Here is a 26,633-nt window from a genome sequence, read left to right as displayed (position 1 = left end):
GTCCTCCACGGGGGCTCGGCCCCGGCCGTGTCAGGCTCAGATGGTCGGGTTGAGCAGGACTACTTCCTGTCCGTCCGTACATGCCTACCGCTCGCCGGACGCCTGAGCGCCGACGCAAGGAGAGGCCCGCCGCAAGTCGCAGTGGCCCGCCACCCGACCCGCCCCACCACGCCTGCCCCACCGATTCGGGTAAGCCGCATGGGATCAACTCCACCACCTCCGCCCCCACCGATTCCGGCCGGCCACCCCAAGTGGTCGCACCGCGCGACGGAGGGGCGCAAACACCGGGTGCGTGGGAGCGGCCGAACGTGCCAGCGACGCAGGAGCGGGCGTCGGAAGTCGCGTGGGGAGTTGGGTGGGTTAGCTGTTGAGGAGGTCTTCGAAGGAGGTGGGGTTGGCGTATGGGTCTACCGCGGCCACGCGTTCGTTGCTCATGGCGTCGACTAGTTCGGCGGCTGCTCGTTCGATTCGGGCGTGGAGTTTGGTGGCTCCGGTGCCCCAGTCTGAGGAAGCGGCGTAGACGCCAGTCGGCATGACGATCGCCTTCAGGTAGGAGAAGAGCGGGCGCAATGCGAAGTCCAGGACCAACGAGTGGCGTTCGGTGCCGCCGGTAGCGGCGATGAGGACTGGCTTGCCGGCCAGGGCCTGGTCGTCGAGGACGTCGAAGAACATTTTGAAGAGGCCGTTGTACGACGCGCTGAAGGTCGGTGTCACCGCGATCAAACCATCCGCGGCAACAACCGTCTCGAGCACCTTGCCGAGCGAGGCGGACGGGAAGCCGGTCAGGAGGTTGTTGGTGAGGTCGTGCGCCAGGTCGCGCAGTTCGATCACCTCGATCTTGTACTCCGTACCGCGCCCGTCCAGCTGGTCTCGGACGGCCGCGGAGAGGCGGTCGGCGAGGAGCCGGGTCGACGAAGGCGTCGTCAACCCAGCCGTCACCACAGCAATAGAGATCATCGCGTTCCCTCCAGCCCGACAACCTCCGGGCTCACGGACTCAAAAGAAGCGGCCCGCTCAGCAGCAGCCTTCAGTGACTCGTGCGTCGGCGCCTCCGGCACGTGCGCCGGCCGCAAAGCGTCAAACTCCTTGCGCAGCACCGGAACAACCTCAGAGCCAAGGATGTCCATCTGCTCCAGCACAGTCTTCAAAGGCAGACCAGCGTGGTCCGCGATGAACAACTGCCGCTGGTAGTCGCCGAACTTCTCCCGGAACGTCATCGTCCGGTCGATGATCTCCTGCGGACTCCCGACCGCGAGCGGCGTCTGCTCCATCGTCTCCTCCATCGACGGCCCGCCACCGTAGATCGGCGAGTGGTCGAAGTACGGCCGGTACTCCGAACGCGCGTCCTGCGAGTTCTTGCGCATGAACACCTGGCCGCCCAGTCCGACGATGGCCTGGTCAGCAGCCCCGTGGCCGTAGTGCTCGAATCGCGAGCGGTAGTGCTGGATGAGCCGGGCGGTGTGGTCGGCCGGCCAGAAGATGTTGTTGTGGAAGAAGCCGTCGCCGTAGTACGCGGCCTGCTCGGCGATCTCCGGGCTGCGGATCGAACCGTGCCAGACGAACGGCGGTACGCCGTCCAGCGGACGCGGCGTCGAGGTGAAGCCCTCCAGTGGGGTGCGGAACTTGCCTTCCCAGCTGACCACGTCCTCGCGCCACAACCGGCGCAGCAGGGCGTAGTTCTCGATCGCCAGGTGGATGCCGTTGCGGATGTCCTGGCCGAACCACGGGTAGACCGGGCCGGTGTTGCCGCGGCCCATCATCAGGTCGACCCGGCCCTCGGCCAGGTGCTGCAGCATCGCGTAGTCCTCGGCGATCTTCACCGGGTCGTTGGTGGTGATCAGCGTCGTCGAGGTCGACAGCAGGATCTTCGACGTCTTGGCGGCGATGAAACCGAGCAGCGTGGTCGGCGACGACGGCACGAACGGCGGGTTGTGGTGCTCGCCGGTCGCGAACACGTCCAGACCGATCTCCTCGGCCTTCAGGGCGACCGTCACCATCTGCTGGATCCGCTCGCCCTCGGTCAGCGTCTTGCCGCTGACCGGGTCCTTCGTCACGTCTCCGACGGTGAACACACCGAACTGCATCTGCACTCCTCGGTCTCAGGGTAGTTCACAATTTAACTACCTTGCCACCAAGAACGCCAACCGGCGGCTAGTCATTCCATCATCGGTGACCGCGCGGCAGGGGGTGATCGAAGTCCAATCCGTAGAAGATCCGCGCCGCGCCGTCCAGCCGCACCGTCACCTTCCCAGCGGATCGGGGCAGCGTCGACTCCTGCCCGATGCAGTCGACCTGCTTGACCGTGGCCGTCCGGGCGCAGACGGTCAGATCGGTCTTGGTCGCCCAGGTGTCGACCCACACCTCGGGCTCCGGGAACCGCCAGTCATCCCGCGGCCCAGCCGTGTTGAGGATGTACCCATCGGCTCTGTTCCACAGCACCGCGGCCTGCCCGCGCGGCGTATTGAACAGCAGTCCCTTCGAAGCGCCAGGCAGCTGCAACCACCGTACGAAGGTCGCGCCGTCCAGCGCCCGAGCAGCCGTCGCATAAGCCAGCAGCGACGGCTTGGCGCTCGTGTCCCGATTCATCAGCCCGTAGTGGTACTCGCCGTTCGCTTCGTTGGCCAGCTGCTCGTTCCCGAGCACGCTGTCGTGGAACTGGTACCAGTTCACGCACCGAACCCCCTCGGCCTTGGCCAGTGCGAGCGTCAGCAGCACGTTCTCCGCCGCATGCCGGTACGAGTCGTGCCACCAGGCGTTCGGCTGGGTGCACGCATAGGCCTCGGTCATCCAGATCTCCTTCGGCCCGAACCGCGTGATCAGCGCCTTGAGCTGCCGGAGCCCACCGAGGAAGTTCCAGTACGTACCGGCGGCGCCCGGATCCCAGTCCTCGGCCGGGCCTGGCGGGATGTAGTCCGGCGCGAAGTTGCCCCTGCCCGGGTGGAATGCGACCCCGTCGATCAGATCCCAACCGCCGGCTGCGTGGAACTCCTCGAGCCAGGGCTTGTCCATCCCAGCTATGCCGTTCGTCAGCAGCTTCAGTGTCGCGCCCCGCAGCTGCACGTGCTCGTAGACCGGCCGGAGCGCCTTCTCGATGTAGACCGCCGCGGTCCCACCCGGCTTGTTCCATGGCCGATTCAGCTCGTTGCCGACCTCGAAGTACCGGGCGCCCGCGCTGATCGCGACATCGGTGTTCGCCGCGGCCCACGCCAAGGCCTGCTCAGGGGTGGCGGTCAGTGACGGCTGCAGCTCGATGTTGTGCGCCATCCCGCGCTGGTCGTAGTCCGCGGGCGGCAGACCCGGCCCGCCGTCGTACGCGATCCGCACCCACTTGATCCCGACCTTCTGCCACAGATCCAGCAGCGCGGTCGCCGACGGCACCTGAAGCCACGGGTAGTTGGCGATCCCGAAGATGCTCGAATCGTCTGCCTGGTAAGCGAAATCAGGCAGCACGGTCAGATTGGTCCGGGCGAAGGCCGAATCGGTACCCGCCTGCACGCTGACCTCGGTAACGATCGACCCGTACGCCGGTGAGCTCAAACCGAATGTATGGTCCACCGTCCCAAGAGCGGGAACCGTCACCGTAGCCGTACTGGACCCGAGGATCGTGCCGTTGAAGTCCCGGGCCCAAAAGGTGAGCAAAGCAGACCTGCTCTGCGGCAAAGCGTTGGCTACCTGCACCTTGACCGGCATCTGCACTCCCGGCCCGCTCCACAGGTTGAACGGCTGATCGGTCCACAGCTCGATCGCGAGGTCACGCCCCTGGCCGGCCGCGGCAGCAGCGTTCGGCCGCTGCTCGCTGAAGATGAAGTCGGCGCCCGTGACCGCACTGTCGGGGCCGGTCGCGGTCCCGGGCGCGTGCACCCACGTCGTGTTGGTCCACGCCTTCTTGGACTTCTTGAGGATGAGCAGTCCGTGCAGGCCCGCCCAGGTCGACGCGTAGGCAACTCCGGCCGCGGACTCGAACGGGATGCCGCCGTCGGGCGCCCGGTTCCACTGGTTGATCGGAAGCCATACGTCGGAACCGACGCCACCGATAATCGCGCGGCTGAACATGAATCCGTCGAGCGTCAAGGTCGTCGACCCCGCAACGGTCCACTCGTAGTGGACAGCGTTGGTCGTCACCGTCACCAGGCCGGTGACAGTGATCGACCCGGCGGCGGCCGGCGTTACGTAGACCATCTTGAGCGCTTGGGTGCCGTCCGCCAGGGGGACGATGCTCGGCGTACCGCCGGTGGAGACCAAGGTCCCGGCGACCGTGTCCTTGAGCTGGAACTTCGAGCCCTGCAGGCGGATCGCGCCGCTCGCGTCCCGGACCGTGATCATCCCGCCCGGCGCTCCGGTGACGGTGACGCCCTCGGCGGTGAGAGTCGGATCGCCGGCGGCGTTGGTGCCGGCGTGGACCTCAGTGGGCTTCAACCAGGTCAGCACACCGGCGGCGAAGCCCGCGGCCAGGACCTGGCGGCGGGACGGGGAGAATGGCGACTCGGATCTCGGTGCTTCCCTCACGATGACCGTCCTCACGGGTTGATAGCGGTGATGATAATTCGGATTATCAACATCGGTCACCAACTTTCATCGGCGCGAGCCCGACTGTCAAGAGGCCGTTGCGGTTCGCCGGAACCGCGTGTTAGCGTCCTGATAATTCGCATCATCAAACCGAAACAGGTGCGTGCATGGAGAAGCCACCCAAGGTCACGCAGCGGGAGATCGCCCGGATCGCGGGCGTCAGCCAGGCCACCGTGTCGATGGTCCTGAACGACCGGGAGTACTCGAACGTCCGGATCCCCGCCGCCACCCGCGAGCGGGTTCGCCGCGCGATCGAGCAGACCACCTACGTGCCCGATCCCGCGGCCCGCCGGCTCGCCGGTCTGGACAACAAGATCCTCGGGGTCTTCACGTACGAGGCCGCGCTGTCCCGCGAGAGCCTCGACTTCTACGGCCCGCTGCTGCACGGGATCGAGCAGGAGGCCGAGCGTCTCGGCTGCGACCTGCTGTTCTTCACCTCGTCGCCCGTCGAGGACGGCACCCGCAAGCTGTTCCACAAGCAGACCCGGCTGCGCCTCACCGACGGCTGCATCCTGCTCGGGCAGCAGATGGACAGCGCGGAACTGACCAGACTGGTCGAAGAGGGCTTCCCCTTCGTCGCCGTCGGCCGCCGCGACGAGCCCGACGTCCCGTACGTCGGAATCGACTACCTCACGCTGACCGGTGACATCGTCGAGCAAGCAGTTGCCCTCGGCCACCGCCGGATCACGTACGTGCACTACGGCCGCAGTACGCCGGCCGCGGCCGACCGTCTTGCCGGGCTGGCGCTCGCCGCCGAGACCATGCAGGTCGAGACGACGTTGCTGAGCACCGCCGATGTCGACTTGTCCGAAGCGGCCGCGGTGATCGCGAACGGGACCGACACCGTCGTCATCACCGAGGACGTGTTCATGGCCGAGGCGCTCGCGGTCGAGCTGGCCGAGCACGGCAAGGCGATCCCGGAGGACTTGTCGCTGGCGGTCCTCGGTGATGTCGAAGGCCACTCGCTGGGCGGACGGGTGATGACCGGCTTCCAGTTGCCGCGCGAACAGCTAGCCGCCGAGGCGCTCGCCTTGCTGCAGGAGCTGATCGTCCGCGACGACAAGGCCCGGGCCAAGCTCGAGCTGCGCACCATGATCGAGGGATCGGTCGTGGCCGGCGCGACGCTGGCCCAGCTGAAAGAGTCACGGTGACACCGGGTGCCGAACGAGGGCCTCGGATGATGCGCGCGGATGTCGCCGTGATCGGCGGTGGCGTCGGCGGGGTGGCCGGCGCCCTGGGCGCGCTGCGCCGCGGGTTGCGGGTTCTCCTGACCGACCCCAACCCGTGGCTCGGTGGCCAGTTGACGTCGCAGGCTGTCCCACCCGACGAGCACGTGTGGGTCGAGCAGTTCGGCGTCACCGCGTCGTACCGGGAACTGCGTGAAGGGATCAGGCAGTACTACCGGGATCACTACCCGTTGACCGACAGCGCGCGGAAGGATCCGCAGCTCAATCCGGGCCTCGGTCGAGTGAGCCGGCTGTGCCACGAGCCCCGGGTGGCCGTTGCGGTGATCGAGCAACTGCTCGCGCCGTACCGATCGAGCGGGCAACTGGTGGTCCTGCAACCGTACGAGCCGATCGCCGTCGAAGCCGACGGCGATGTGGTCCGCAACGTGACGCTGCTAGGCGAGGGCCGGGAGGTTGTCGTCGAGGCGGCGTTCGTGCTCGACGCGACCGAGACCGGTGACCTGTTGCCGCTGGTCGGCACGGAGTACCGGGTGGGCGCGGAGTCGCGGGCCGAGACGGGTGAGCCGAGCGCGCCGGACGAGGCGGATCCGCAGAACGTCCAGGCGATCTCGTGGTGCTTCGCGTTCGATCACGTCGAGGGTGACCACACCATCGAGATGCCGGCCGGCTACGGGAAGTGGCGGCTGTACGAGCCGGACTTCTGGGGTGCGCCGCTGCTCTCGTTCATCGCGCCGAATCCACGGACGCTCGCCCCCGAGGAGCGCACGCTGCGGGTGAACCCCGCCGAGGACCAGCAGGCCGATCCCCGGGTCGATCCCGGTGACATGGACCTGTGGCAGTTCCGGCGGATCATCGCCCGGAAGAACTTCGTACCAGGGACGTACGAGAGCGACGTCGTGCTGGCCAACTGGCCGATGCTCGACTACCTGGGCGGATCCATCATCGACACCCCGGACGCCGATTGGCACCTGGCGGCGGCCAAGGAGCTGTCGCTGTCGTACTTCTACTGGCTGCAGACCGAGGCACCGCGCCCCGACGGCGGCCATGGCTGGCCCGGACTGCGACTGCGCGGCGACATCACCGGTACGCCGGATGGCTTCGCGCAGGCGCCCTACATCCGGGAGTCCCGGCGCATCGTCGCTTGCCGGACCGTCGTCGAGCAGGACCTGTCGGTGGCGTTGCGGGGGGACGCACGGCCGGTCCGGTTCGAGGACTCGGTCGGCGTCGGGATGTACCGGATCGACCTGCATCCGTCGACCGGTGGCGACAACTACATCGACGTCGAGTCGGTGCCGTTCGAGATCCCGCTCGGGGCGCTGGTCCCGATCCGGACCGAGAACCTGTTGCCAGCGGCAAAGAACATCGGCACCACCCATATCTCCAACGGGGCCTACCGGCTCCATCCGGTCGAGTGGAACATCGGTGAGGCGTCGGGGGAGCTCGCCGCGTTCTGTCTCGAGGAATCGGTCCGGCCGCAAGAGGTGCTGGCCGACCCCGATGCCGTCCGGCGCTTCCAGACCCGCCTCGTCGAGGCCGGCGTCGAGCTCCATTGGCCCGAGGTGCTCGGGTACTAGCTTTTAGGGGACCGATGATGAAGATCACGAGGAGAGTGTTCGGGACGGCTGCCGTCGGCAGCATGGTGCTCGCGCTGGTGGCGTGCGGTGGGGGAACGTCGCCGGCGGCCGAGTCGCCGGACGGCGTCGATCTGCGGATGACGGTGTGGACGTCCAACAAGGACCAGTTGGCGTTGTTCAACACGATCGCGGACGGGTATCGGGCCGAGCATCCCGGCGTACGCCGGATCACCTTCGGCAGCTTGCCGTTCGCCGACTACAACAGCACGCTGACGACGCAGATCGCCGGCGGCAACACCCCTGATCTCGCCTGGATGGGCGACATCTCGCACGACCTGATCGCCGCCAAGGCGCTGGTGCCGTTGACCGGCAAGCTCAAGGGCACGGCCGGCTGGGACTACGGCGATCTGGTGGACAGCGTGACCGCCGAGTTCAGCCGGGACGGTGAGCTCTATGCGTACCCGTTCTCCAACTCGCCTTTCGCGCTCTACGTCAACAACGATCTGCTGGCCAAGGCCGGTCAGACGGTCGGCAAGGGCGAGCTCAGCTGGGAGCAGGTCAGCAAGATCGGTGGCGCGGTCAACGCCAAGACCGGCAAGGCGGGCTTCGTCATCCGCGACTTCGACTACTCGGGCTGGAACATGCTCGGAACCGTCTGGCCGGGCTGGGGCGCATCCGCGTGGAACGAGGACGGTACGCAGTGCGGGATGAACAGCGACCAGATGGTTTCGGCGTTCCAGTTCCTGCACGACGCGATCTACGTCGACAAGTCGATGCCTGGTCCCGGGGTGAAGGCTGACTTCTTCGCGGGCGACTCGGCGTTCACGATTGCTCAGGTGTCGCGGGCCACGTTGCTCGACGGGGCGTTCAAGTACTCGATCTACCCGTTGCCGACTGGGCCGTCCGGGAAGTACTCAGTGATCGGGCAAGCCGGCGTCGGCGTACTGAAGTCCAGCAAGCATGTGCCGCAGGCAACGGATTTCCTTGCCTACCTCACGAATCCGGCCAACGCGGCCAAGCTCGCCCAGTACTTCCCGCCGCCGCGCAAGTCGCTGCTGACCGGCCCCAAGCTGGCCGCGGTCAACAAGAAGCTGTCGGCCGCGCAGCTGCAGACTGCCGTGATCGACCAGCTGAACGGCGCGGTGACGTTGCCGAACCACACCAAGCCGGCCGAGATCTCGCAGAAGGGGAAGGCTGCGCTGGACGCGATCTGGGCAAAGGATGCGGACATCAAGTCCGTGCTGGGTAAGACCTGCGACGCATTGCAGCCGCTGCTGAAATGAGTGGCTACTGGACCGGCAGGCGACGGGACAGTTTGGCGGGGTATCTGTTCGTCGCGCCGCAGGTGCTGGGGGTTCTGCTGTTCGTCCTGCTGCCGGTCGGGCTCGCGGTGTTCTACAGCTTCAACACGTGGAACGTCTTCACCGGTGAGATGACCTTCAACGGCGGGTCGAACTACTCGGACCTGGTGAACGACCCGCAGTTGCCGAAGGTGTTGCTGGCCACGCTGTTCTTCTCGGGTGGCGTCGTCGTCCTGAATCTCACGGTCGGGCTGCTCCTGGCGGTTCTGCTCAACCGGCGGTTCCCGGGCGTCACCGCCTTCCGGGCGATCTTCTTCTCGCCCGTGGTGGTGTCAGTGGTCGCTTGGACGCTGGTCTGGGGTTTCTTGCTGCAGGACAACGGGGGAATCAATGGAGTGTTGTCCGTGGTCGGGATCGACGGACCGAACTGGCTTCAGCAGGGGCCGACGGCCATGGTCAGCGTCATCTTCGCCCAGGTCGTACGGAGTGTCGGGGTCAACGTCGTGCTCTTCCTGGCCGCTCTGCAAGGGGTTCCGCGCGAGCTCTACGAGGCGGCCCGGGTGGACGGAGCCAGCAGCCGCAAGGTCTTCTTCGGGATCACGCTGCCGATGATCTCGCCGACGTTGCTGCTGACCGGGATCATCACGGTGGTCGGGGCGTTGCAGGCGTTCGCGCAGATCGCAGTACTGACTCAAGGCGGGCCGGGTGTTTCGACGACTGTCCTCGTGTACTACGTGTTCCAGCAGGCGTTCGAGTTCAACAACATCGGGTATGGGTCGGCGCTGGCTTTGATGCTGCTGTCTTTCGTTCTGGTGTTGACGATTCTGCAATGGCAGCTGCGTCGGAAGTGGGTCTTCCATGAGGAGTGATTGGCTGGTCCGGCGGGCCGTTTGGTACGTGGCGCTGGTTGTGTTGTGTCTACCGTTCGTGGTGCCGACGCTGTGGATGGTGACGTCCTCGTTCAAACCGTTGCGGGAGATCTTCGCGACGCCACCGACGTTGTTCGCCAGGAACCCGGTCGTCGGGGCGTACTCGGAAGCCTTTGATTTCCAGCCGTTCGGGCGGCAGTACTTCAACAGCGTCTACATCGCGGTCGTCGTCACGGTGATCGTGTTGCTGGTGTCGAGCCTGGCCGGGTATGCCTTCGCGCGGATCAGGTTCCCGGGGCGGAACGTCTTGTTCGTCGTCGTCCTGACCGGGCTGCTGGTGCCGAGCGAGACGACGATCGTGCCGCTGTTCCAGATGTTCAAGCGGGCCGGGATGATCAACACGCACTGGCCGCTGATCCTGGTCACCTCGTTCGCCGGACCGTGCGTGCTGGCGACGTTCATCATGCGACAGTTCTTCATCGCGCTGCCGCTGGAACTGGAGGAGGCGGCCCGGCTGGACGGGCTCGGGCGGGTGGCGACCTGGTGGCGGATCGGCGTACCGCTGTCGAAGCCGGCCGCGTCGGCGGTCGCGATCCTCACCTTCATGTCGTCGTGGAACCTGTACCTCGAGCCGACCGTGTACATCACCACGCCGGAGCTCTTCACCCTGCCGCAGGCGCTCACCCGGTTCACCGACGCGTACGGCGGCAACATGTGGAACGTCCAGCTGGCCGGCGCCTCGCTGACCGTCGTACCGGTGCTGCTCGTCTTCGTGCTGGCCCAGCGGCAGTTCGTGGAGGGGATCGCGCACTCGGGGCTCAAGGGCTAGTCGTCGGATAAGGCTTTCCCAGGCCTTGTCAGATCGATCCCGTCCAGTGAAACTAGGTCCCGCCATGCGAAACCTCACCGCCCGAGGAGCGCCATCATGCGACCGGACCGTCCCCTGTTCTCCCGCCGTTTGTTACTAGGCACTGCCGCCGCCCTGCCGGCCGCTGCCGCGCTGCCCGCGGCCGCAGTTCCATCGAGTGGAACTGCGGCCCGCAGCCCGAAGGATGTCTCGGCTGAGCTGCTCGATCAGTGGGCGGACGCGCCTGGTACGCATCCGCTCATCCCGGACATCTCGCACGCCGGTTACGGCGGCGGCGAGCGCCCGCGCCGGCCCCGGGTCGTCGCCCGTGTCACCGACTTCGGCGCCAGACCTGGGTCGGGAGTCGACGACGCTGCCGCCTTCACGGCGGCAGTCCGGTACGCCGGTGAGCACGGCGGCGGCACTGTCGTCGTACCGCGAGGGACGTACCGCCTCGACTCGCCGCTCTGGATCCAGTGGTCGAACGTGGTCCTGAAGGGCTCCGGCCCCGACGACACGGTCCTGCACTTCACCCGGCCGCTCGAGGAGTCGTACCGGCCCAACCTGCAGCCGAGCTTGCAGAGTCGCTGGTCGTGGACGGGCGGCCAGATCTGGGTGATCGCGCCCGAGCGGAAGGCCAAGTCCGAGGCTGAGGACTTCGCGACGTCCGAGGGGTGGTTGCTCGGCGACACGCTGGCTTCGGTGGGGTCGGCGTCGCGAGGGCAGCGCACGCTGCTCGTGTCGGACACGAGCCGGATTGCGGCGGGCGATCTCGTCGTACTGGAAACCGACAATCCTGGCGACGCAGGCGTGCTGCGTCATGTGGCTGGGGATGTCGCCGGAGTCAGTGCTTATGACTGGCCGGTGAAGGCGCCGCAGCTGACGACTGGGTCTGGTGGGCAGTACATCCAGTACGCGACGCTGCAGTGGCCGGTGCGGGTCGAGGCTGTGCTGGGGGACCGCCTGGTGAGGTTGGCCCAGCCGTTGCGCTACGACCTGCGACCGAGTTGGCCGTCGCGGTTCCGGGAGATCGGGCCGACGCTGCATGACGTCGGGGTCGAGTCGCTGACGATCCGCAACGAGCTGCGGCCGATGACGATCCACAACCGGCATCCAGGGTCGAACGGCCTTTGTTTTCAGGCGGTTCATGATTGCTGGGCTGACGACGTACGGGTGGAGAACTGCGATCTGGGGTTTGGGTTCACCACCACGAAGGCGGTCACGTTGACCGATGTCGTGGTCGGTGGGCGGTCGGCGCATCACAGTTTTGCTTGCCGGATGCAGTCGCACGACAACCTGGTCGATGGGTTCGAGATCGAGCAGTTCACGGTTCCGCTGCCGAGTGGCTCGTTGCATCACGGGCTCAACCTGGAGGGGCTGTCCGCTGGGAACGTCTGGCGTCGCGGCACGATGGCCGAAGGCACTTTCGACACCCACCGGGCGATGCCGTTCGAGAACGCTCGAACGGACATCACCCTGACCAACAACGGCCGGGTCGGCGGCTCGGCTGCGTCGGGGCCGCTCTTCGGCGCTCGGATCGCGCATTGGAACGTCCGCATCACCAGCGGGGTTCCTTATGCGATTGACCTGGCGGACGTGGCTCCCCGCAGTATCACCGTCGGCCTGCAGGGGTTGGCCGCCGCAGGCAGCGGCCTTCCGCGAGACTTCGCCGGAGACCTCGAAAACGGCACCTATCAACTGGCGTCGCGTCCCTCGGTCGCCGACTTGTACGCCGCCCAGCGCGCCCGCAGCTAGTTCTTGGTGCTGTAGCTCTGCGAGGCCAGGAGCGAATCGTCGCCGGTGAGGGCGGCGGCGATTCGGCGGTGCTTGATGGCTTCGTCGCCACGGCTGAGGCGTTCGAGCGTACGGGCCATCAGTAGATGGGCGTACGCCTCGGTCGGATCGCGGTCGAGGATCACCAGCAGGTGCTCCTCGGCCGGCTTCAGCGAGGCACTGTGGAAGTAGGCACGCGCCAGCAACAGACGAGTGCCCACGTCTTCCGGGGTCTCCTCGACGACCGGGAGCAGTGCACGGATCGCGCCGCGATAGTCCCGCTCGTCGAAGTACTGCTGGCCAAGGCCGTAACTCAACGCGCGCATGTCCTCCATGCGCCCCTCAACGCCGCCTGACCCCAGCGGTATTCCGAGGGATGTGTGCCGCTCGACAGGAGATAGTCGGGTTTACGGGCACGCGCCATGCTCAGGTGAGCGGCGGCTGCGCGCCGTACGTGCACTACCTCCTGTCGAGCGGAACAGATCAGGACGCGTCGAGGGCGGCGACCTGGTCGGGGGTGAGGGTGAGGTCGATGGCTGAGTAGGAGTCGCGGATGGTCTCCGGCCGGCTGGAGCCGGGGATCGGGATGACGACCGGGGACTTGGCGAGCATCCAGGCGAGGGTGAGTTTCTGCGGGCTGACGTTCAGCTCGGCGGCCAGTTGGTGGAACGCGGGGTGCTTGTCGCCGAGGTCGGAGGCGTTGGAGATGCCGCCGAGCGGGGACCAGGGCAGGAAGGCGATACCGAGTTCGTCGCAGAGCTCGAGCTCGGGTTCGCTGGAGCGGAAGGCCGGCGAGAACTGGTTCTGGACCGAGACGAGCCGGCCGCCGAGGATCTCGTTCGCCTGCCGGATCTGGGCCGGGTTGGCGTTGGAGATGCCGGCCATCCGGATCTTGCCCGCGTCGAGCAGGTCGCGGATCGCGCCGACGGAGTCCTCGTACGGCGTCTTCGGGTCCGGCCGGTGGAACTGGTAGAGCCCGATCGCGTCGACACCGAGCCGCTTGAGCGAGTCTTCGGCCGCCTGCTTCAGGTGCTCGGGCGAACCGTCCTGCGTCCACGCGCCGCCGCCCGGGCGAAGGTGGCCGCCCTTGGTCGCGACGAGTACGCCGGAGGTGTCACCACCGTACGAGTTGAGTGCCTTGGCGATCAGCGTCTCGTTGTGGCCGATGTCGGAGGAGTCGAGGTGGTAGGCGTCGGCGGTGTCGATCAGCGTGATGCCCGCGTCGAGCGCGGCGTGGATGGTCGCGATCGACCGGCTCTCGTCGTCGGGCCGTCCTTCGATCGACATCGGCATACCGCCCAGCCCGATCGCACTGACCTGGACATCGCCGATCCTGCGGGTGGAGGAAGTCATACCCCCAACCTCCCGCAGGCCGACTCAGCTTTCAAACATCAATAACCACTGAGAGTCAGCAGCTGAGCTACTGAATCGCTCAGTTCAGGAGGCGTGCACGTGCGGATTGTGGTCCTCGACGACGTAGCTGGCCCGGGTGCTGATCGGGGCGTCCGGGGTGCTGACGTAGGGGAGGACGCGGAAGTCGGAGCGCCAGCGGTGCTGGTCGGCGGTGACGCGGACGTAGCCGCGCTGGGAGTTGAAGAATTTGAGATGCGGGTTGGCGGCCAGGAACTGATCGCCCTGGGGAGTGGTGTCCGCGCCGTCGCCGCCGCTGGTGATCGACGTGCCGACGAACTCGGTGCCGACCGTGCGGGAGTCCGGGTCGGCGAAGTCGCGCTTGAGTTCGAGGGCGTAGTTCTGGTGCCGGTCGCCGGTGATGACGACCAGGTTCCGTACGCCGCTGTCCTGCGCCGCCGCCAGCACCTTGTTGCGCTCGGCAACATATCCGTCCCAGGGGTCGAGCCAGACGTGCGTCTCCGGGCCGGGCGTCCAGTCGGTCTGGCCCATCGGGGTCTGGTTGCCGATCACCTGCCAGCGGGCGTTGGACTGGCGGAAGCCGTCGAGCAGCCACTTGCGCTGCTTCCCGCCGAGCATCGTGTTGTCCGGGTTGAAGCGGTCGTCGCAGGTGGACGAGTCGCCGTCGCCGCACGGCTGGTCCGAGCGGTACTGGCGGGTGTCCAGGATGGTGAAGTCGGCGAGCCGGCCGTACGGGAGGCGGCGGTGGTACCGGATGTCCGGACCTTGCGGCATCTGCTGGTGGCGGAGCGGGAGGTTCTCGTACATCGCCTGGAACGCCTGCGCCCGGCGCTGCCGGAAGATGACCGGGTCCTGGTCCGGCTCGGTGTCGGCCTGGGAGAGGTCACCCGCCCAGTTGTTCTCCACCTCGTGGTCGTCGAAGGTGTGGATCCACGGGTGCGCCGCGTGGGCTGCCTGCAGCGGCGCCTCGGCCTTGTAGAGCGAGTACTGCAGCCGGTACCGCGCCAGGTCGAACGTCTCGGTGTGGAAGCGGGGATCCGTCACCACGCCACGCTTATTGGTCTTCACGCCGGACTCGTAGAGGTAGTCGCCCAGATGGACGACCAGGTCGAGATCCTCGTCCGCCATGTGCTGGTACGCGGTGAAGTACCCGTCCTGCCAGGCGTTGCACGAGGCGAAAGCGAATCGGACCTCCCGCGGCGAGCTGAGTGGATGCGGGGTGGTCCGGGTGCGGCCGACCGTCGAGATCTCCCCGCCGGTACGGAAGCGGTAGTAGTACTCGTGATCCGGCAGCAGCCCGTTGACCTCGGGGTGAACGGAGTGGCCGAGCTCAGGAGTCGCGACGACGCTGGACCGGCGTACCAGGTGCCGGAAGCGGTCGTCGCGGGCGACCTCGTACTCCACCCGGACCGGCTTGGCCGGCATACCGCCCTTGCCGTCGACGGCGAACGGGTCGAGCGCGAGGCGCGTCCAGAGCACGACGCTGCTGTACTGCGGGTCGCCGGACGCCACGCCAAGGGTGAAGGGGTTGCCTGCGCCGGCCGGAGCGGCGTACGTGGTCGAGGCGTCCCAGGCGCCGGCACCGAGCAGCACGGCGCCGGCAGCACCCGTCCCTCCGAGTCCGATGAAGCGACGACGTGAAACAGCCATGGGGGTTCCTCCGGTGAGCGGTCGGTGGTTGCCCTCAGCCTTCTGTCGTGAGGTGACGGCTAGGTAAACAGTTGCCCACATCTGCCGCAATCTCGGTGAATCGATAACCGGGCAGGATGGGTCCATGCAGATTGACGACCGAATCCGCCGCGCCCAGCCTTCCGACGTACCGGCGATCGTCGAGCTGGTCTACGCGCTCGCGGAGTACGAGAAGGCACCTGACGAGTGCCACCTGACCGCCGCGCAGCTCTCGACCGCACTCTTCGGCCCGACCCCCGCAGCCTTCTGCCACGTCGCCCTGGCCGACGGCGAGGTGGTCGGCTGCGCCATCTGGTTCCTCAGCTTCTCCACCTGGCGAGGAGTCCACGGCATCTACCTGGAAGACCTCTTCGTCAGCCCCCTCCACCGCGGCTCCGGCCTAGGCAAGGCCCTCCTCACCGCCCTGGCCCAAGAATGCGTAGCCAACAACTACGAACGCCTCGAATGGTCCGTCCTCAACTGGAACACACCCGCCATCGACTTCTACAAGTCCGTAGGCGCCACCCCCCAAGACGAATGGACCGTCTACCGCCTAACCGACGAGGCGCTCACCAAGCTGGGATCGGTCGAGTAACCCGAGGCCTGTGCGGACTGAGCGAGAATGGCCAGGTGGAACTGAAACCCCTGCTGATCACCCGTATCTCCAGCGCGCTCATCTGGCCGGTTCTGGCGGGTGTGCTGGTCGTTGCTCTGTACGGCGACGTGCATCTGGGCGTGGTGATCGGCGTCGGGTTGGTGAGCCTGGCGGTCGCCGCCTACATCGGACTGTTCGGCTGGCGTCTTGGGGTGGTCGCTGACGACGACGGGATCGAGGTCCACGGCCTGTTCCGCAATCGCCGGATCGCGCGGGATGCGGTGACGTCGATCACCGACTTCCCCGCCGTCCGCTGGAAGTCGTCCGACGGCAAGTCCCATTGGACCCCGATCTTCGCCTTCACCAACATCCATCGGGTCATGCCCTTGGTCGACCGCCACAACGAGGCGGCAATAGCCCTCCTCCAGCACTGGCACACCGAACCCCAGGAACCCGCCAAAGCAGACCGCCGCCAACAACGCCGCCGCAGACAACGGCCTGCTCAGTAGTTCCTCCGCGCTCAACAGACCCCACGCGTCCGCCGCCTTCGCTCCTGCGTCGCTGCGGCTGTGGTCGCTCCCGCCCGCCCGTGTGTCGGCGCTCCTGCGTCGCGCGATGCGAAGGCGTCGCGCCGGCGCTCGTGTTGAGTGGTGGCCGTCGTCAGCCCCACGCGTCCGCCGCTCCGCTCCTGCGTCGCTGCGGCTCTGGTCGCTCCCGCCCGCCCGTGTCGGCGCTCCTCCGTCGCGCGATGCGAAGGCGTTGCGCCGGTGCTCGTGTTGAGGGCTGATCGCCGGGCTGGCCTGCTGTCGCTTGCACGACCTCGCACTTGTATTCGCGTCGCATCGGCGGCCCGTTGGAGCCCGCCCCGGGCCGGCGCTGTCGGTGAACTGGCCGCACTAGGTCCCATCCGCATCGACGCCGGGTGCGGTCCGGCGGGTCGGCCGGCGAAGAGAGTTGCGTCCCCTGGCGTCGGGGGATGCAGGCCCTTCAACGCTCCACCTCAGGCGGTTCGGGTGGGCTCAAGACGTTGGCGGGCTAGTCGGGTACGGGTGGGTCCGATGCGTCTGCCCGGGTGCGTCGCGCGGGTCGTCTTCGCGTGGTGGCTGGGCCGGGGCTGGTTCGGGTGGGCTCAAGACGTCGGCCCGCAAGTTGAGTACGGGTGGGCCCGATGTGCGAGCGCGGGCAGCTAGTTGTTGAGGCCCGCTCGATAGCTCCGTTTGGCTTCGTACATGGCGTCGTCGGCGGTGCGGAGGAGTTCGTCGAGGTCGGCGGCGTACGGGCTGACGATGGCGGTACCGATGCTCGCCGTCACCGGTACGTCGATGCCGTCCAGCGGTCGGCTGATGGATTCGTCGATTCGGCGCATCAGGACGTCTAGGTCGTCGCCGTCGATGTCTTCGGCGAGGATGGCGAATTCGTCGCCGCCGAGGCGGGCCACGGTGTCGCCGTGGCGGACCTCGGTCAGCAAGCGGTCGGCGATTTCGCGGAGGGCTTTGTCGCCGGCCTCGTGGCCGTATTTGTCGTTGACCTGTTTGAAGTGGTTGAGGTCGCAGAACAGCAGCACCCCACGACGGCCGCTCTGCCGCGACCGTTGCAGAGCAGCGTTGAACCGGTGCTGGAGCAGGCGACGGTTCGGCAGGCCAGTCAGTGGGTCGTGGGCCGCGTGGTGGCGGAGTTCGCGTTCCTCGTCCTTGCGTGCGGTGACGTCGTCGATCTGGATGAGGATGATCCGCGGTTGGTCGACACCTTGGTCGACGATGGCGGCGGTACCGCCCAGCCAGATGTCGTTGCCGTCGGTACGCCGGAACGTGCGCTCGAATCGGTACGGACCGCGCCCGGTGGCAAGCTGCTCGATCTCCCGCTTCGTCTGGCCGGTCTGCTCGTCGCGCAGGTAGTCGACGAAGGTCGTGCCGATCAGCTGGGCCGGCGTGTACCCGGTGATGTGGCAGAAGGCATCGTTGACGCGCAGGATCCGCCCGGCCTCCGGACCGTCGAAAGCGATCGTCGCCATCCCGTTGCCGGCGCCCTCGAAGACCAAGCGGAAGGTCGTCTCGCTCGCCTCCAGCCGGGCCTTCTCGGCGAGCAGTTGATCGGTCAGCCGGGCCTTGTCGATCGCGATCCCGGCCTGCGTCGCGAAGATCTCCAGCAGTTCGCGATGGATCTGCCCCGGCCGCCGCTGATCCTCGGGCAGGTCGACCGAGAGCATCCCGACCAGCTCGCCATCGGACGAGTGCAGCGGCGCGAACAACGCGTCCAGCGGATGCCAGGCGTCCGCTGCGGTCGGTACAGGGATCTCGGGCACCCAGCCGACGATCTCGCCGCCCTCGGGCAGGCGCTCGTGCGGTACGAACCGCAGCCCACCCCACTTGTCCGCGATCGCGAACTCCGCGTCGAAGATGTCCGCCGCGCTGATCGTGCCGAGCAGCGCCTCGCGGGCCTCCGGCGAGCCGGCCACGGCGATCACCTCGAACTTGCCGTCGGCCTGCCGCAGGTTGAGCACGGCGATCCCGAAACCGAGGCCGTTCACGACTCCGTCGACGACCGCCTGCAGCGTCTCGGCCAGGCTCCGCCCGGCGCCCATCCGGGCGCTCACCTCGTACAGACGGCGCACTGCCGTCATCCGTACGGTGGGCTCGTTCTGCACGTGCGATCTCTCCGGCGTCACGGCGTCGGCGGCCTCACGGGGCCCCGCCGTGGTGAGGGCCCTCTTACAGGGTGACAGACCGATCACACCGGAAGACGCTCTCCAGCGCGGCACGGCCAACTCAGTTACGCCGGACGGGAGCCAGCCGTGTGCTGTCGGTGACGACAATACGCTTACCGGTACGTACCGTCACGAACCCATCAGTAGCGAATCGAAGCGAGCGCCTGGTACGACGTACGCGCCGAGTCCCACTCGTCGGTCGGGGCATCGTGCTCCACCAGCCACTGCCGGACGCCGCCCGACTCCGCGAAGGCGAAGATCGCGGCGAAGTCGAGCGTGCCGGTACCGACGTCCGCGAACGAACCATCCGTCGCCATGTCCTTGACGTGCAACGCGGGAAACCGGCCGGGGTGGTTGCGGAAGTAGTCGATCGGGTCCTTGCCGCCGTTGACCACCCAGTACAGGTCGAGCTCGAAGCCGAGCAGGTCGGCATCGACCTCGTCGACCAGGATGTCGAACAGCACCTGGCCGTCGACCTCGTCGAAGTCGTGGCCGTGGTTGTGGAAGAGCAGCTTCAGCCCCTCCTTCTTCGCCAGCTGTCCCGCGGTGTTGAAGGCGCGAGCAGCCTCCCGGAAACCTTCCAGCGTGCGCAGTTCCTCCGGGAGCGACGGTATGACGATCCACTGGCCGCCGAGCGTCTGGACATCCGCCAGGGCGCCCTCCCAGTTGTCGGTCAGCCGGGGATAGCCGACGTGCTCGAGCACGATCTCGAGGCCGGCCGCATCGGCGTACGAGCGGATCTCCTCGGCCGAGTGGCCGAACCGGCCGCTCACGCCGACTGTCTTGTAGCCGATCTCGGCGAGGCGCTGGAGAGTGCCGGGGTAGTCGGCGGCGAGTGCTTCGCGCATCGTGTAGAGGTGCATGCCGATGCCGTCGGCAGGAATGGTCCGGTCGCTCATGGGAGGTAGCTCCTTCGAGGTTCTGGATTAGGCGACGTGCTCGAGATAGCGCGCCAGGGCGAGGTCGAAGACCTCCTTGCCGGGTGCGTCCCACAGTTGCTGGTTGAAGATCTCGACCTCGACCGGGCCGTCGTACCCGGCCGCGTCGCAGGCCTCGCGGAGCCGGCGCAACTCGATCGAGCCGTCGCCCATCATGCCGCGGCCGAGCAGGTTGTCGGCGGGCAGCGGGGTGGTCCAGTCGCTCACTTGGTACGAGCAGATCCGGTCGCCGGCGCGTTCGATCTGGCGGTACACGTCGGCATCCCACCAGAGATGGTAGGCGTCGACGATCACGCCGACCTGTTCGACGGGGAACTGCTCGGCCAGGTCGAGGGCACCGCTGAGCGAGGAGACGACGCAGCGGTCGGAGCAGAACATCGGGTGGAGGGGCTCGACGGCAAGACGGACACCGCGCTCACCGGCGTACGGTGCTAGCTCGGCGAGGCCGTCGCGGATCATGCCGCGGGCGCCGTCGAGGTCGCGGGAGCCGGGCGGGAGGCCGCCGCTGACGAGTACCAGTACGTCGGTACCGAGGGTGGCCGCTTCGTCGATCGCGCGGCGGTTGTCGTCGATCTTCGCCTGGCGTTCGGCGGCGTCGGTGGCGGTGAAGAAACCGCTTCTGCACAAGGAGGAAACGCGCAGGCCGGCGTCGGCGACGAGCTTGGCCGAGCGCTCGACGCCGTACTCCTGGATCGGCTCGCGCCACAGGCCGATCCAGCTCAGCTCCGCTTTGGCGCTGGCGGCGACTACTTCCTCCAGTGGCCAGTACTTCGTGGTCGCCTGGTTGAGGCTGTAGCGGTTCATGCGTCGATCCCGCCGACTCTCAGCAGCTGCTTGAAACGGTCGGTCGCCAACTCGGGGGAGGTCAGTACGCCGGCCGCGTCGGCCAGCCGGAAGGTGTCTGCCAGGTGTGGCAGCGAGCGGCCGGTCTGCAGTCCGCCGACCATGCCGAAGCCCGGCTGATGCCCGTTGAGCCAAGCCAGGAAGGCGATTCCGGTCTTGTAGTAGTACGTCGGAGCCGAGAAGATCTGCCGCGCCAGCGGGACGGTCGGCGCGAAAATCTCCTCGTACTTCGCCGGCTCACCGTCGTCGAGCGCCTTCAACGCGGCCGCGGCGGCCGGCGCGATCGCCGCGAAGATCCCGAGCAACGCGTCGCTGTAGCGCTCGCCGTCCCCACGAATCAGCTCGGGATAGTTGAAGTCGTCGCCCGTGTAGAGCCGAACCCCCTCCGGCAACCGCTTGCGCAAGGCAATCTCTTTACTTGCGTCCAGCAACGAGACCTTGATCCCGTCCACCTTGGTGGAGTTCTCGTTGATCAGGTCGACGACGACGTCGGCGGCGGTGTCGAGCGAACCGCTGCCCCAGTAGCCGTCCAGGGCGGGGTCGAACATCGAGCCGAGCCAGTGCAGGATCACGGGCCGAGACGACTGGCCGAGCAGCCGGTCGTAGACCTTGCGGTAGTCGTCGGGTGAGGTGGCGGCGGCGCAGAGCGCCCGGCTGGCCATCAGGATCGGCTGGGCACCGACCTCCTCGGCCAACGCCAGTTGCTCCTCGTAGGCCCCGATCACCGCATCCAACGGATGCACCCCCGCAGGAAGCTGGTCGGTCCCCACACCAACGGCGATCCGTTTCTCCGAGCCCCCCGCACTCTCGACCGCGCCGCGCGAAGCGCCCGCGCGGTGCGCGCCATCTGCCTCGCTACGCGCAGAGTCAGCGCCTTCGGCGCCTGCAGAACCGGCGCTGGCGCCGCCCCGCGCATCACCCGCGCCGCGCGCCGCGTTAGCGGCGCGGCGCGGTGCTTCGGCGGCTGAGCGGCGGATTAGTTCTTGGGTGGCTGGCCAGTCGAGGCCCATGCCGCGTTGGGCTGTGTCCATTGCTTCGGCTACTGACAAGCCCAGCGACCACAGGTGTCGGCGGAAGCCCAGCGTGTGGTCCCAGTCGATCACCGCTGGGGCGCCCGGGGAGTTGTCTGCCAGTGGGTCTGAGACGACGTGGGCTGCGGCGAAGGCCAGGCGGGTGTGGGAGGGCTCGTAGTTGCTGGCGGCAACTGGGGTGCCGGTGAGGCGGTACGGCTCCAGGCGGCCGTTGAGGGGTAGGCGCAGAGACAGGGTCATGGGCGGGACTCGATGTCGAGGGCGGGGACCTCCAGCTTGCGGCCTTCGCGCCAGGACTGGAGGCCGAGCTCGGCCAGCTGGACGCCCTTGGCGCCTTCGACGAAGTCCCAGGTGAAGGGGGCATCGTCGACGATGTGGCGGAGGAACATCTCCCACTGGACCTTGAAGCCGTTGTCGAAGACCTCGTTGTCGGGAACCTCCGACCACTGGTCGCGGAACGAGTACGCGGCCGGGAGGTCCGGGTTCCAGACGGGCTTGGGAGTGGCGGAGCGGTGCTGGGCGCGGCAGTTGCGAAGGCCGGCGACCGCGCTGCCCTCAGTGCCGTCGACCTGGAACTCGACCAGCTCGTCACGGAAGACTCGCGTCGTCCAGGACGAGTTGAGCTGGGCGATGATGCCGCCTTCCAGTTCGAAGACTCCGTACGCCGCGTCCTCGGCGGTGGCCTGGTACGCCTGTCCCTGCTCGTCGTACCGGGTAGGGATGTGGGTCGCGCCCTGGCAGTAGACCGACTTGACCGGGGCGAAGATCTGGTCGAGCACGTACCGCCAGTGGCAGAACATGTCGACGACGATGCCGCCGCCTTCCTCGGTCTTGTAGTTCCAGGCAGGGCGCTGTGCCTCTTGCCAGTCACCCTCGAAGACCCAGTAGCCGAACTCGCCGCGTACCGACAGGATCTCGCCGAAGAAGCCGCCGTCGACGAGTCGCTTGAGCTTGCGCAGGCCGGGCAGGCTGAGCTTGTCCTGGACGACGCCGTTCTTCAGGCCGGAGTCGCGGACCAGGCGGGCCAGGTCGACGGCTGCTTCCAGTCCTTCGGCGATCGGCTTCTCGCAGTAGATCGCCTTGCCGGCTTCGACGGCGGCGCGGACGCCCTTCTCGCGGAGCTGGGTGAGCTGGGAGTCGAAGTAGATCTCGACGTCGGGCTCGGCCAGCGCCTCGGACAGGTCGGTGGTCCAGCGGCTCAGGCCGTACTGGTCGGCGATGTTCTTCAGCTTGAGCTCGTTGCGGCCGACCAGGATCGGCTCGGGGATGATCATCGTCTCGTCGGCGGCCGGGATCCCGCCCTGCTCGCGGATCGCCACGATGGAACGCTCCAGGTGCTGGCGCAGGCCCATTCGGCCGGTGACGCCGTTCATCACGATGCCGACGCGTCGATCGTTCACGGTGCTACCTCTCTTCGGCGCAGCAGTTGCGCGGGGTGTGGGGCAAGGGAAGGAAGGAAAGAGGGAAGAAGGAGGGGGAGGGCCGCGTTCTGCGCGGGGTGTGGGGCGGTTTCACGGGTTCTGGTTCAGGTCGTAGACGTCGAGGCGGCCGCACATGCCGTGGCGGGCGTACTCGGTGGGGGTCGGGAGTTCGTGGAGTTCGGCTGTTTGGAGGTGGGGGGCCTTGCCGGACTCGAGGGCTTCGAGTGCGGCGCCCGTTTCGTCGGCCAGGCGGCGGGCGCCGGCTTCCCAGCGTTTGCGCCAGTCGGCTAGTTGGGGCTGGACGATGCGGATGGCCGATTCGTAGAAGGCGTCGAGGGCGGTTGGGCCGTCGGCGGCGTACGCGTCTCGTAGTACGGCGAAGCCTTCGAGGGCGAGGTTGCGGCGGGCCATCGCGGACGGGGTACGGGCCTCGCCTTCGCCGGTGAGGGTGGTGGCCTCGAGGTACGTCTCGCGGTCGGTGAGGTGCTCGGGTGGGAGTGTGAGGACGGCGTCGCCGGCCTCGGGGAGGCCGGAGTTCGACATCAGGGTGAGGATCTGGAGGCCGCCGCCGTTGATCAGCCGGTGGATCGTGCCGGGGTCGAACCAGACGACCGTGCCGGCCTGCAGCGGGGTCTCGGTGAAGCTCTTCGGGTTGAGGGTCTGGACCGCGCCGGAGCCGGCGATCACGTAGTACCCCTCGGAGCAGGCGAGGTGGACGTGCGGGGTGCCGCCGACGAGACCGTCGGGCGCCTCGATGTCGTACACCGTCAGCCGCGAGATACCGATGCCGCCGGGCAGCGCCGCGGCCGGGCCGAACTCGCACATGCTCGTCTCCTCGCGTTGGGCTGCTGAAGCTTTGGAAAGGGCTTTCCAAGGCTCGTGACCGCAACCTTAGGTGGGCGGTCACGGCGAGTCAACCTGTCGGGAAAGTCGGTGGAAAGCGATTGCAGGCCGATTCCGGACAGCCGGGTGCCGATCAGCGGATGGGGTACGGCGAGGCGTTGGGCGTTAGCGTCGTTTCAGGAGACGAAAGGAGCACGGTGGCCAAGCGCGGCGAATCGGCAGCCGACGGGGGCGAGACGGGCCCGCCGTCGCTGGACGTCACCCTGACGGAGGACCTACGGCTGGGCGACACCCGCCGCGCCAACCCGATCTGGAAGAAGCGCCGCCCCACGGATGAGGCTGAGCGTCGGCAAGGGGAGCGGCGGCGGGGTGAGCGGCGGGAGGGGGATCGGCGGGAGTCTGAGCCGACGACCGGTGAGTTGTCGGTGGATGAGTTGTCGGCTGAGCTGCAGGCGGCGGACGAGCGGGCGCGGGATGAGCAGCGTGAGCTTTATCGCACTCTCGATCTCGCTCTGCGGATCGGCGAGGTCGTGCTCTCCAGCGGCGCCGGTACCGCGGACGCCACCGCCACCATCCTCAGCGTGACAGCGGCCGCCGGACTGCGTGGCTGCGAGGTCGACATCACCTTCACCTCGATCGCGATCTCCTACCAGGCCGCGCCCGACGTCGCCCCCGAGACGCACATGCGCATCGTCCGGTACCGCGGCCAGGACTTCTCCCGCCTGACAGACGTCGATCAGCTCGTACGCCGCTTCGTCCGCGCCGAACTCACCCGCGAGGAAGCCAGCCGCGAGCTGGCCCGGATGGTCTCGGCCGGCCCACCGTTCCCGCGCTGGAGCTCGGTAGTCGCCTGGGGTGTGATGGCCGGCGGCGCGACCCTGTTGCTCGGTGGCGGCTGGCTGATCACCCTCGTCGCCGTCGTCACCGCCTGCTTCATCGAGCTCAGCAACCGCTGGTTCAACCGGCAGCGCCTCCCCGCCTTCTACCAGCAGGTCGCCGGCGCCTTCGTCGCCACGGCCGTGGCCCTGATCCTGTACGCCGTCCACGCACCAGTGAAACCATCCCTGGTAGTTGCCGCCGGCATCATCATGTTGCTCGCCGGAATCGCCCTCACAGGTGCCGTCCAGGACGCGATCACCGGGTACTACGTAACAGCCGCCGCCCGAAGCCTCGAAGCGATGTTGCTGACCGGCGGCATCATCGCCGGCGTATCGCTAGGCATCAGCCTCGGCATCAAGCTGGGTCTCCCGGTAGCCATCGAGGCCCAGACGGTCCAACTCAGCAACCTCCCCGTCATGGTCGGATCCGGAGCCCTGATGGCTGTCGCGTTCGCCTACGCGTCGTACTCGCCGCTGCGTTCCCTGCTTCCGATCGCGGTCGTCGGCGGACTCGGTTCGCTCGTCTTCACCCTGATGTCGCGCGCCGAATTCGGCCCGGCCTGGTCGACCGCGGCAGCCGCCTTCATCGTCGGCCTCACCGGCTACTCGCTGGGCCGCCGCTCCGGCGTCCCTCCCCTGGTGGTTGTTGTGTCCGGCACAGTCCCGCTGCTGCCAGGACTCACCATCTACAAGGGTTTGCTCGAGTTGATGAGCCTCGGCAACCTCATCGGCATCGTCTCCCTGGCGACCGCGGTCGCCATCGGCGTGGCCCTTGCCTCGGGCGTGATCCTCGGCGAGTACGTCGCTCAACCGATTCGGCGCGAGGCTCGTCGTCTGGAGGACCGGCTGGCCGGTCCTCGCCTGGTGGGTCCGCGGCGGCCGGTACGGCGGCGTACCGAGCGCTCGCGTTCTCATCGCTCGCGGCGCACTCGGCGCAGCAGCTAGGGAATGACGACGAGCTTGCCGGTGGCCTGGTCGTTCTCCATGTGGTGATGGGCCTTGGCGATCTCGTCGAGGGTGAAGACGCGGTCGAGGTTCGGGCGGTAGACGCCGGCCTCGACCTCGTCGACGATGCGCTGCAAGGTGGTCGTACCCGCGGCGTCCTTGCTGTGAAACGTCGTCAGCCGGGTGCCGGACGGGATCATCGCGATCGGCTCGAAGTCAGGGATCGACCAGCCGCTGAGCGAACCGGAGACGCAGACCGTGCCGCCGCGGCGTACCAAGCTCAGTGAATCGACGGCTGTCCTCGCCCCGACGAGGTCGAGGACGTAGTCGGGACCTTCAGGCCAGATCGCCCGCACCGCCGCGGCCAGGGACTCACCGTCGTCGATGAGGACATGGTCGACATCGAGCGCCTTGGCCTTGTCGGTACTCCGGGTAGTCGCGGCAACCGTGATGCCGTGGCCGGTGGCAATCGACGCAGCTGCCATCCCTACCGACGACGTCCCGCCGCGAATGAGCAACCGGCCCGAGCTGCCGACCCCCAATGCGTCCAACGAGCCCTGCGCGGTCAAGTACGTCTCGGGAAGCGCCGCCAGGACCTCCCAGGGCAGCTTGCTGGTGATCGGCATCAGCAACGAGTTCGGCAACAGCGCGTACTCCGCATAGCCGCCGTCGAACGCCCGGCCCATCTCGCCCATCACCGCCGCCACGGTCGCGCCCTCCGGCAGCCGCGCATCCGTCGACGCAACCACGATCCCCACGCACTCGATCCCGAGCACGCGCGGGAAGCTCACACTGGGCGAATGCCCCTGACGGGTCCGCAGCTCAGACCGGTTGAGCCCAGCGCCCTTCACCTGCACGAGACTCCAGCCTTCCCGGACCTCAGGCATCGGCACCTCGCGGAGCTCCAGTACTTCGGGATCGCCCGCCCTGACACAGACCGCCGCACGCATCGTCGTTCGCATGCCTCAACTCTTGCCGCGAACTAGCGTGGCGGGCCACCGGTAAACTGCCAATCGATGCCCGTTGGCCGCCAATCTCCGCAGACGTTGCACCTCTGGCCATCCGGCGGGGTGCACCACTGGCCTTCGGGCGGAATCAGTACGGCGCACTCCCATCCGCGGGGCCATCTGGTGTACGCGGCTCGCGGCGTCCTGTCGGTCCATACCGAACAAGGCACCTCGGTAGTTCCGGCGAATCGAGTGGCCTGGACGCCCGGCGGGTTCACGCATTACCACCGGGCTCACGGCGATACGGACATGCGAATCCTGTTCCTGACAAC

The 26,633-nt window shown here is 67.5% G+C and carries 22 protein-coding genes; 9 read left to right on the top strand and 13 right to left on the bottom strand.

Annotated elements, in window-relative coordinates:
* Positions 1 to 360: 360 nt before the first annotated feature.
* From AB0M15_RS10775 to AB0M15_RS10765, 3 genes are all read right to left on the bottom strand, one after another.
* The gene (locus tag AB0M15_RS10775; protein ID WP_363816198.1) at positions 361 to 957 is read right to left on the bottom strand and encodes an FMN reductase; all 597 of its coding nucleotides are present in this window, start codon (positions 955 to 957) and stop codon (positions 361 to 363) included.
* Positions 954 to 2,084, bottom strand: coding sequence for an LLM class flavin-dependent oxidoreductase (locus AB0M15_RS10770; RefSeq protein ID WP_363816196.1), 1,131 nt, complete (start codon positions 2,082 to 2,084; stop codon positions 954 to 956). Before AB0M15_RS10770 ends, AB0M15_RS10775 begins: the two co-directional genes overlap by 4 nt.
* Positions 2,085 to 2,163: 79 nt before the next feature.
* Positions 2,164 to 4,506 carry a hypothetical protein gene (locus tag AB0M15_RS10765; protein ID WP_363816194.1) on the bottom strand — a complete coding sequence of 781 codons (2,343 nt, stop codon included), beginning with the start codon at positions 4,504 to 4,506 and terminating at the stop codon, positions 2,164 to 2,166.
* A gap of 167 nt (positions 4,507 to 4,673) precedes the next feature.
* Here AB0M15_RS10765 and AB0M15_RS10760 point away from each other — a divergent pair, with 167 nt between their 5' ends.
* The 6 genes from AB0M15_RS10760 (at position 4,674) to AB0M15_RS10735 (ending at position 12,099) form a co-directional block, all read left to right on the top strand.
* On the top strand, positions 4,674 to 5,717 hold the full coding sequence (locus tag AB0M15_RS10760; RefSeq protein ID WP_363816192.1) for a LacI family DNA-binding transcriptional regulator: 1,044 nt from the start codon (positions 4,674 to 4,676) through the stop codon (positions 5,715 to 5,717).
* A gap of 26 nt (positions 5,718 to 5,743) precedes the next feature.
* Entirely contained in the window at positions 5,744 to 7,327 is a 1,584-nt protein-coding gene (locus AB0M15_RS10755; RefSeq protein ID WP_363816190.1) for an FAD-dependent oxidoreductase, read from the top strand.
* A gap of 17 nt (positions 7,328 to 7,344) precedes the next feature.
* A complete protein-coding gene (locus AB0M15_RS10750) occupies positions 7,345 to 8,610 on the top strand; it encodes a sugar ABC transporter substrate-binding protein (RefSeq protein WP_363816188.1) in 1,266 nt (421 codons plus the stop codon).
* Entirely contained in the window at positions 8,607 to 9,497 is an 891-nt protein-coding gene (locus AB0M15_RS10745) for a sugar ABC transporter permease (RefSeq protein WP_363816186.1), read from the top strand. The genes AB0M15_RS10750 and AB0M15_RS10745 overlap by 4 nt, the downstream gene beginning before the upstream one ends.
* Positions 9,487 to 10,326: a carbohydrate ABC transporter permease gene (locus AB0M15_RS10740; protein ID WP_363816184.1), complete on the top strand. Its 840-nt coding sequence runs from the start codon at positions 9,487 to 9,489 to the stop codon at positions 10,324 to 10,326. The genes AB0M15_RS10745 and AB0M15_RS10740 overlap by 11 nt, the downstream gene beginning before the upstream one ends.
* Before the next feature lie 96 nt (positions 10,327 to 10,422).
* Complete coding sequence (locus AB0M15_RS10735) at positions 10,423 to 12,099, top strand: glycosyl hydrolase family 28-related protein (protein WP_363816182.1); 1,677 nt, start codon at positions 10,423 to 10,425, stop codon at positions 12,097 to 12,099.
* On the opposite strand, the gene AB0M15_RS10730 is transcribed toward AB0M15_RS10735, so the two are convergent.
* The 3 genes from AB0M15_RS10730 to AB0M15_RS10720 all read right to left on the bottom strand — a co-directional run bounded on the left by AB0M15_RS10730 (position 12,096) and on the right by AB0M15_RS10720 (position 15,138).
* Positions 12,096 to 12,452 carry a tetratricopeptide repeat protein gene (locus tag AB0M15_RS10730; RefSeq protein WP_363816180.1) on the bottom strand — a complete coding sequence of 119 codons (357 nt, stop codon included), beginning with the start codon at positions 12,450 to 12,452 and terminating at the stop codon, positions 12,096 to 12,098. The genes AB0M15_RS10735 and AB0M15_RS10730 overlap by 4 nt on opposite strands.
* Positions 12,453 to 12,600: 148 nt before the next feature.
* Positions 12,601 to 13,470 (bottom strand): aldo/keto reductase, encoded by an 870-nt coding sequence (locus AB0M15_RS10725; RefSeq protein ID WP_363816178.1) that lies wholly within the window; start codon positions 13,468 to 13,470, stop codon positions 12,601 to 12,603.
* Between the two features lie 84 nt (positions 13,471 to 13,554).
* Positions 13,555 to 15,138, bottom strand: coding sequence for an alkaline phosphatase D family protein (locus AB0M15_RS10720; protein ID WP_363816176.1), 1,584 nt, complete (start codon positions 15,136 to 15,138; stop codon positions 13,555 to 13,557).
* Between the two features lie 124 nt (positions 15,139 to 15,262).
* Here AB0M15_RS10720 and AB0M15_RS10715 point away from each other — a divergent pair, with 124 nt between their 5' ends.
* Positions 15,263 to 15,751: a GNAT family N-acetyltransferase gene (locus AB0M15_RS10715; protein ID WP_363816174.1), complete on the top strand. Its 489-nt coding sequence runs from the start codon at positions 15,263 to 15,265 to the stop codon at positions 15,749 to 15,751.
* 35 nt (positions 15,752 to 15,786) lie between these two features.
* Positions 15,787 to 16,260 (top strand): PH domain-containing protein, encoded by a 474-nt coding sequence (locus tag AB0M15_RS10710; protein WP_363816172.1) that lies wholly within the window; start codon positions 15,787 to 15,789, stop codon positions 16,258 to 16,260.
* 677 nt (positions 16,261 to 16,937) lie between these two features.
* Here the strand turns inward: AB0M15_RS10710 and AB0M15_RS10705 are convergent.
* The 6 genes from AB0M15_RS10705 to AB0M15_RS10680 all read right to left on the bottom strand — a co-directional run bounded on the left by AB0M15_RS10705 (position 16,938) and on the right by AB0M15_RS10680 (position 23,513).
* Positions 16,938 to 18,395, bottom strand: a complete 1,458-nt coding sequence (locus AB0M15_RS10705; RefSeq protein ID WP_363816170.1) for a diguanylate cyclase — start codon at positions 18,393 to 18,395, stop codon at positions 16,938 to 16,940.
* A gap of 200 nt (positions 18,396 to 18,595) precedes the next feature.
* Positions 18,596 to 19,354, bottom strand: coding sequence for a sugar phosphate isomerase/epimerase (locus AB0M15_RS10700; protein WP_363816167.1), 759 nt, complete (start codon positions 19,352 to 19,354; stop codon positions 18,596 to 18,598).
* Positions 19,355 to 19,381: 27 nt separating this feature from the next.
* A complete protein-coding gene (locus AB0M15_RS10695; RefSeq protein ID WP_363816165.1) occupies positions 19,382 to 20,197 on the bottom strand; it encodes a sugar phosphate isomerase/epimerase family protein in 816 nt (271 codons plus the stop codon).
* On the bottom strand, positions 20,194 to 21,507 hold the full coding sequence (locus AB0M15_RS10690) for a dihydrodipicolinate synthase family protein (protein ID WP_363816163.1): 1,314 nt from the start codon (positions 21,505 to 21,507) through the stop codon (positions 20,194 to 20,196). The genes AB0M15_RS10695 and AB0M15_RS10690 overlap by 4 nt, the downstream gene beginning before the upstream one ends.
* Entirely contained in the window at positions 21,504 to 22,667 is a 1,164-nt protein-coding gene (locus AB0M15_RS10685) for a Gfo/Idh/MocA family oxidoreductase (protein ID WP_363816161.1), read from the bottom strand. The genes AB0M15_RS10690 and AB0M15_RS10685 overlap by 4 nt, the downstream gene beginning before the upstream one ends.
* A 111-nt stretch (positions 22,668 to 22,778) precedes the next feature.
* The gene (locus tag AB0M15_RS10680; RefSeq protein WP_363816159.1) at positions 22,779 to 23,513 is read right to left on the bottom strand and encodes a cupin domain-containing protein; all 735 of its coding nucleotides are present in this window, start codon (positions 23,511 to 23,513) and stop codon (positions 22,779 to 22,781) included.
* A 215-nt stretch (positions 23,514 to 23,728) separates the two neighbouring features.
* On the opposite strand from AB0M15_RS10680, the gene AB0M15_RS10675 reads away from it, so the two are divergent.
* Complete coding sequence (locus AB0M15_RS10675) at positions 23,729 to 25,354, top strand: threonine/serine exporter family protein (protein WP_363816157.1); 1,626 nt, start codon at positions 23,729 to 23,731, stop codon at positions 25,352 to 25,354.
* Here the strand turns inward: AB0M15_RS10675 and AB0M15_RS10670 are convergent.
* Positions 25,351 to 26,316, bottom strand: a complete 966-nt coding sequence (locus AB0M15_RS10670) for a zinc-binding dehydrogenase (RefSeq protein ID WP_363816155.1) — start codon at positions 26,314 to 26,316, stop codon at positions 25,351 to 25,353. The genes AB0M15_RS10675 and AB0M15_RS10670 overlap by 4 nt on opposite strands.
* Positions 26,317 to 26,633 lie beyond the last annotated feature (317 nt).

The sequence above is a fragment of the Kribbella sp. NPDC051718 genome (assembly GCF_040681515.1).
GTDB lineage: Bacteria > Actinomycetota > Actinomycetes > Propionibacteriales > Kribbellaceae > Kribbella.
The sequence above is the reverse complement of the archived record's forward strand: the minus strand, read 5'-3'. Positions and strand labels throughout refer to the sequence as shown.

Bases quoted from the DNA above. Each gene is read 5' to 3' on its own strand.
- AB0M15_RS10775 (WP_363816198.1), bottom strand. From the start codon at position 957: ATGATCTCTATTGCTGTGGTGACGGCTGGGTTGACGACGCCTTCGTCG.
- AB0M15_RS10770 (WP_363816196.1), bottom strand. From the start codon at position 2,084: ATGCAGTTCGGTGTGTTCACCGTCGGAGACGTGACGAAGGACCCGGTC.
- AB0M15_RS10760 (WP_363816192.1), top strand. From the start codon at position 4,674: ATGGAGAAGCCACCCAAGGTCACGCAGCGGGAGATCGCCCGGATCGCG.
- AB0M15_RS10755 (WP_363816190.1), top strand. From the start codon at position 5,744: ATGATGCGCGCGGATGTCGCCGTGATCGGCGGTGGCGTCGGCGGGGTG.
- AB0M15_RS10750 (WP_363816188.1), top strand. From the start codon at position 7,345: ATGAAGATCACGAGGAGAGTGTTCGGGACGGCTGCCGTCGGCAGCATG.
- AB0M15_RS10745 (WP_363816186.1), top strand. From the start codon at position 8,607: ATGAGTGGCTACTGGACCGGCAGGCGACGGGACAGTTTGGCGGGGTAT.
- AB0M15_RS10740 (WP_363816184.1), top strand. From the start codon at position 9,487: ATGAGGAGTGATTGGCTGGTCCGGCGGGCCGTTTGGTACGTGGCGCTG.
- AB0M15_RS10735 (WP_363816182.1), top strand. From the start codon at position 10,423: ATGCGACCGGACCGTCCCCTGTTCTCCCGCCGTTTGTTACTAGGCACT.
- AB0M15_RS10730 (WP_363816180.1), bottom strand. From the start codon at position 12,452: ATGGAGGACATGCGCGCGTTGAGTTACGGCCTTGGCCAGCAGTACTTC.
- AB0M15_RS10725 (WP_363816178.1), bottom strand. From the start codon at position 13,470: ATGACTTCCTCCACCCGCAGGATCGGCGATGTCCAGGTCAGTGCGATC.
- AB0M15_RS10720 (WP_363816176.1), bottom strand. From the start codon at position 15,138: ATGGCTGTTTCACGTCGTCGCTTCATCGGACTCGGAGGGACGGGTGCT.
- AB0M15_RS10715 (WP_363816174.1), top strand. From the start codon at position 15,263: ATGCAGATTGACGACCGAATCCGCCGCGCCCAGCCTTCCGACGTACCG.
- AB0M15_RS10700 (WP_363816167.1), bottom strand. From the start codon at position 19,354: ATGAGCGACCGGACCATTCCTGCCGACGGCATCGGCATGCACCTCTAC.
- AB0M15_RS10695 (WP_363816165.1), bottom strand. From the start codon at position 20,197: ATGAACCGCTACAGCCTCAACCAGGCGACCACGAAGTACTGGCCACTG.
- AB0M15_RS10690 (WP_363816163.1), bottom strand. From the start codon at position 21,507: ATGACCCTGTCTCTGCGCCTACCCCTCAACGGCCGCCTGGAGCCGTAC.
- AB0M15_RS10680 (WP_363816159.1), bottom strand. From the start codon at position 23,513: ATGTGCGAGTTCGGCCCGGCCGCGGCGCTGCCCGGCGGCATCGGTATC.
- AB0M15_RS10670 (WP_363816155.1), bottom strand. From the start codon at position 26,316: ATGCGAACGACGATGCGTGCGGCGGTCTGTGTCAGGGCGGGCGATCCC.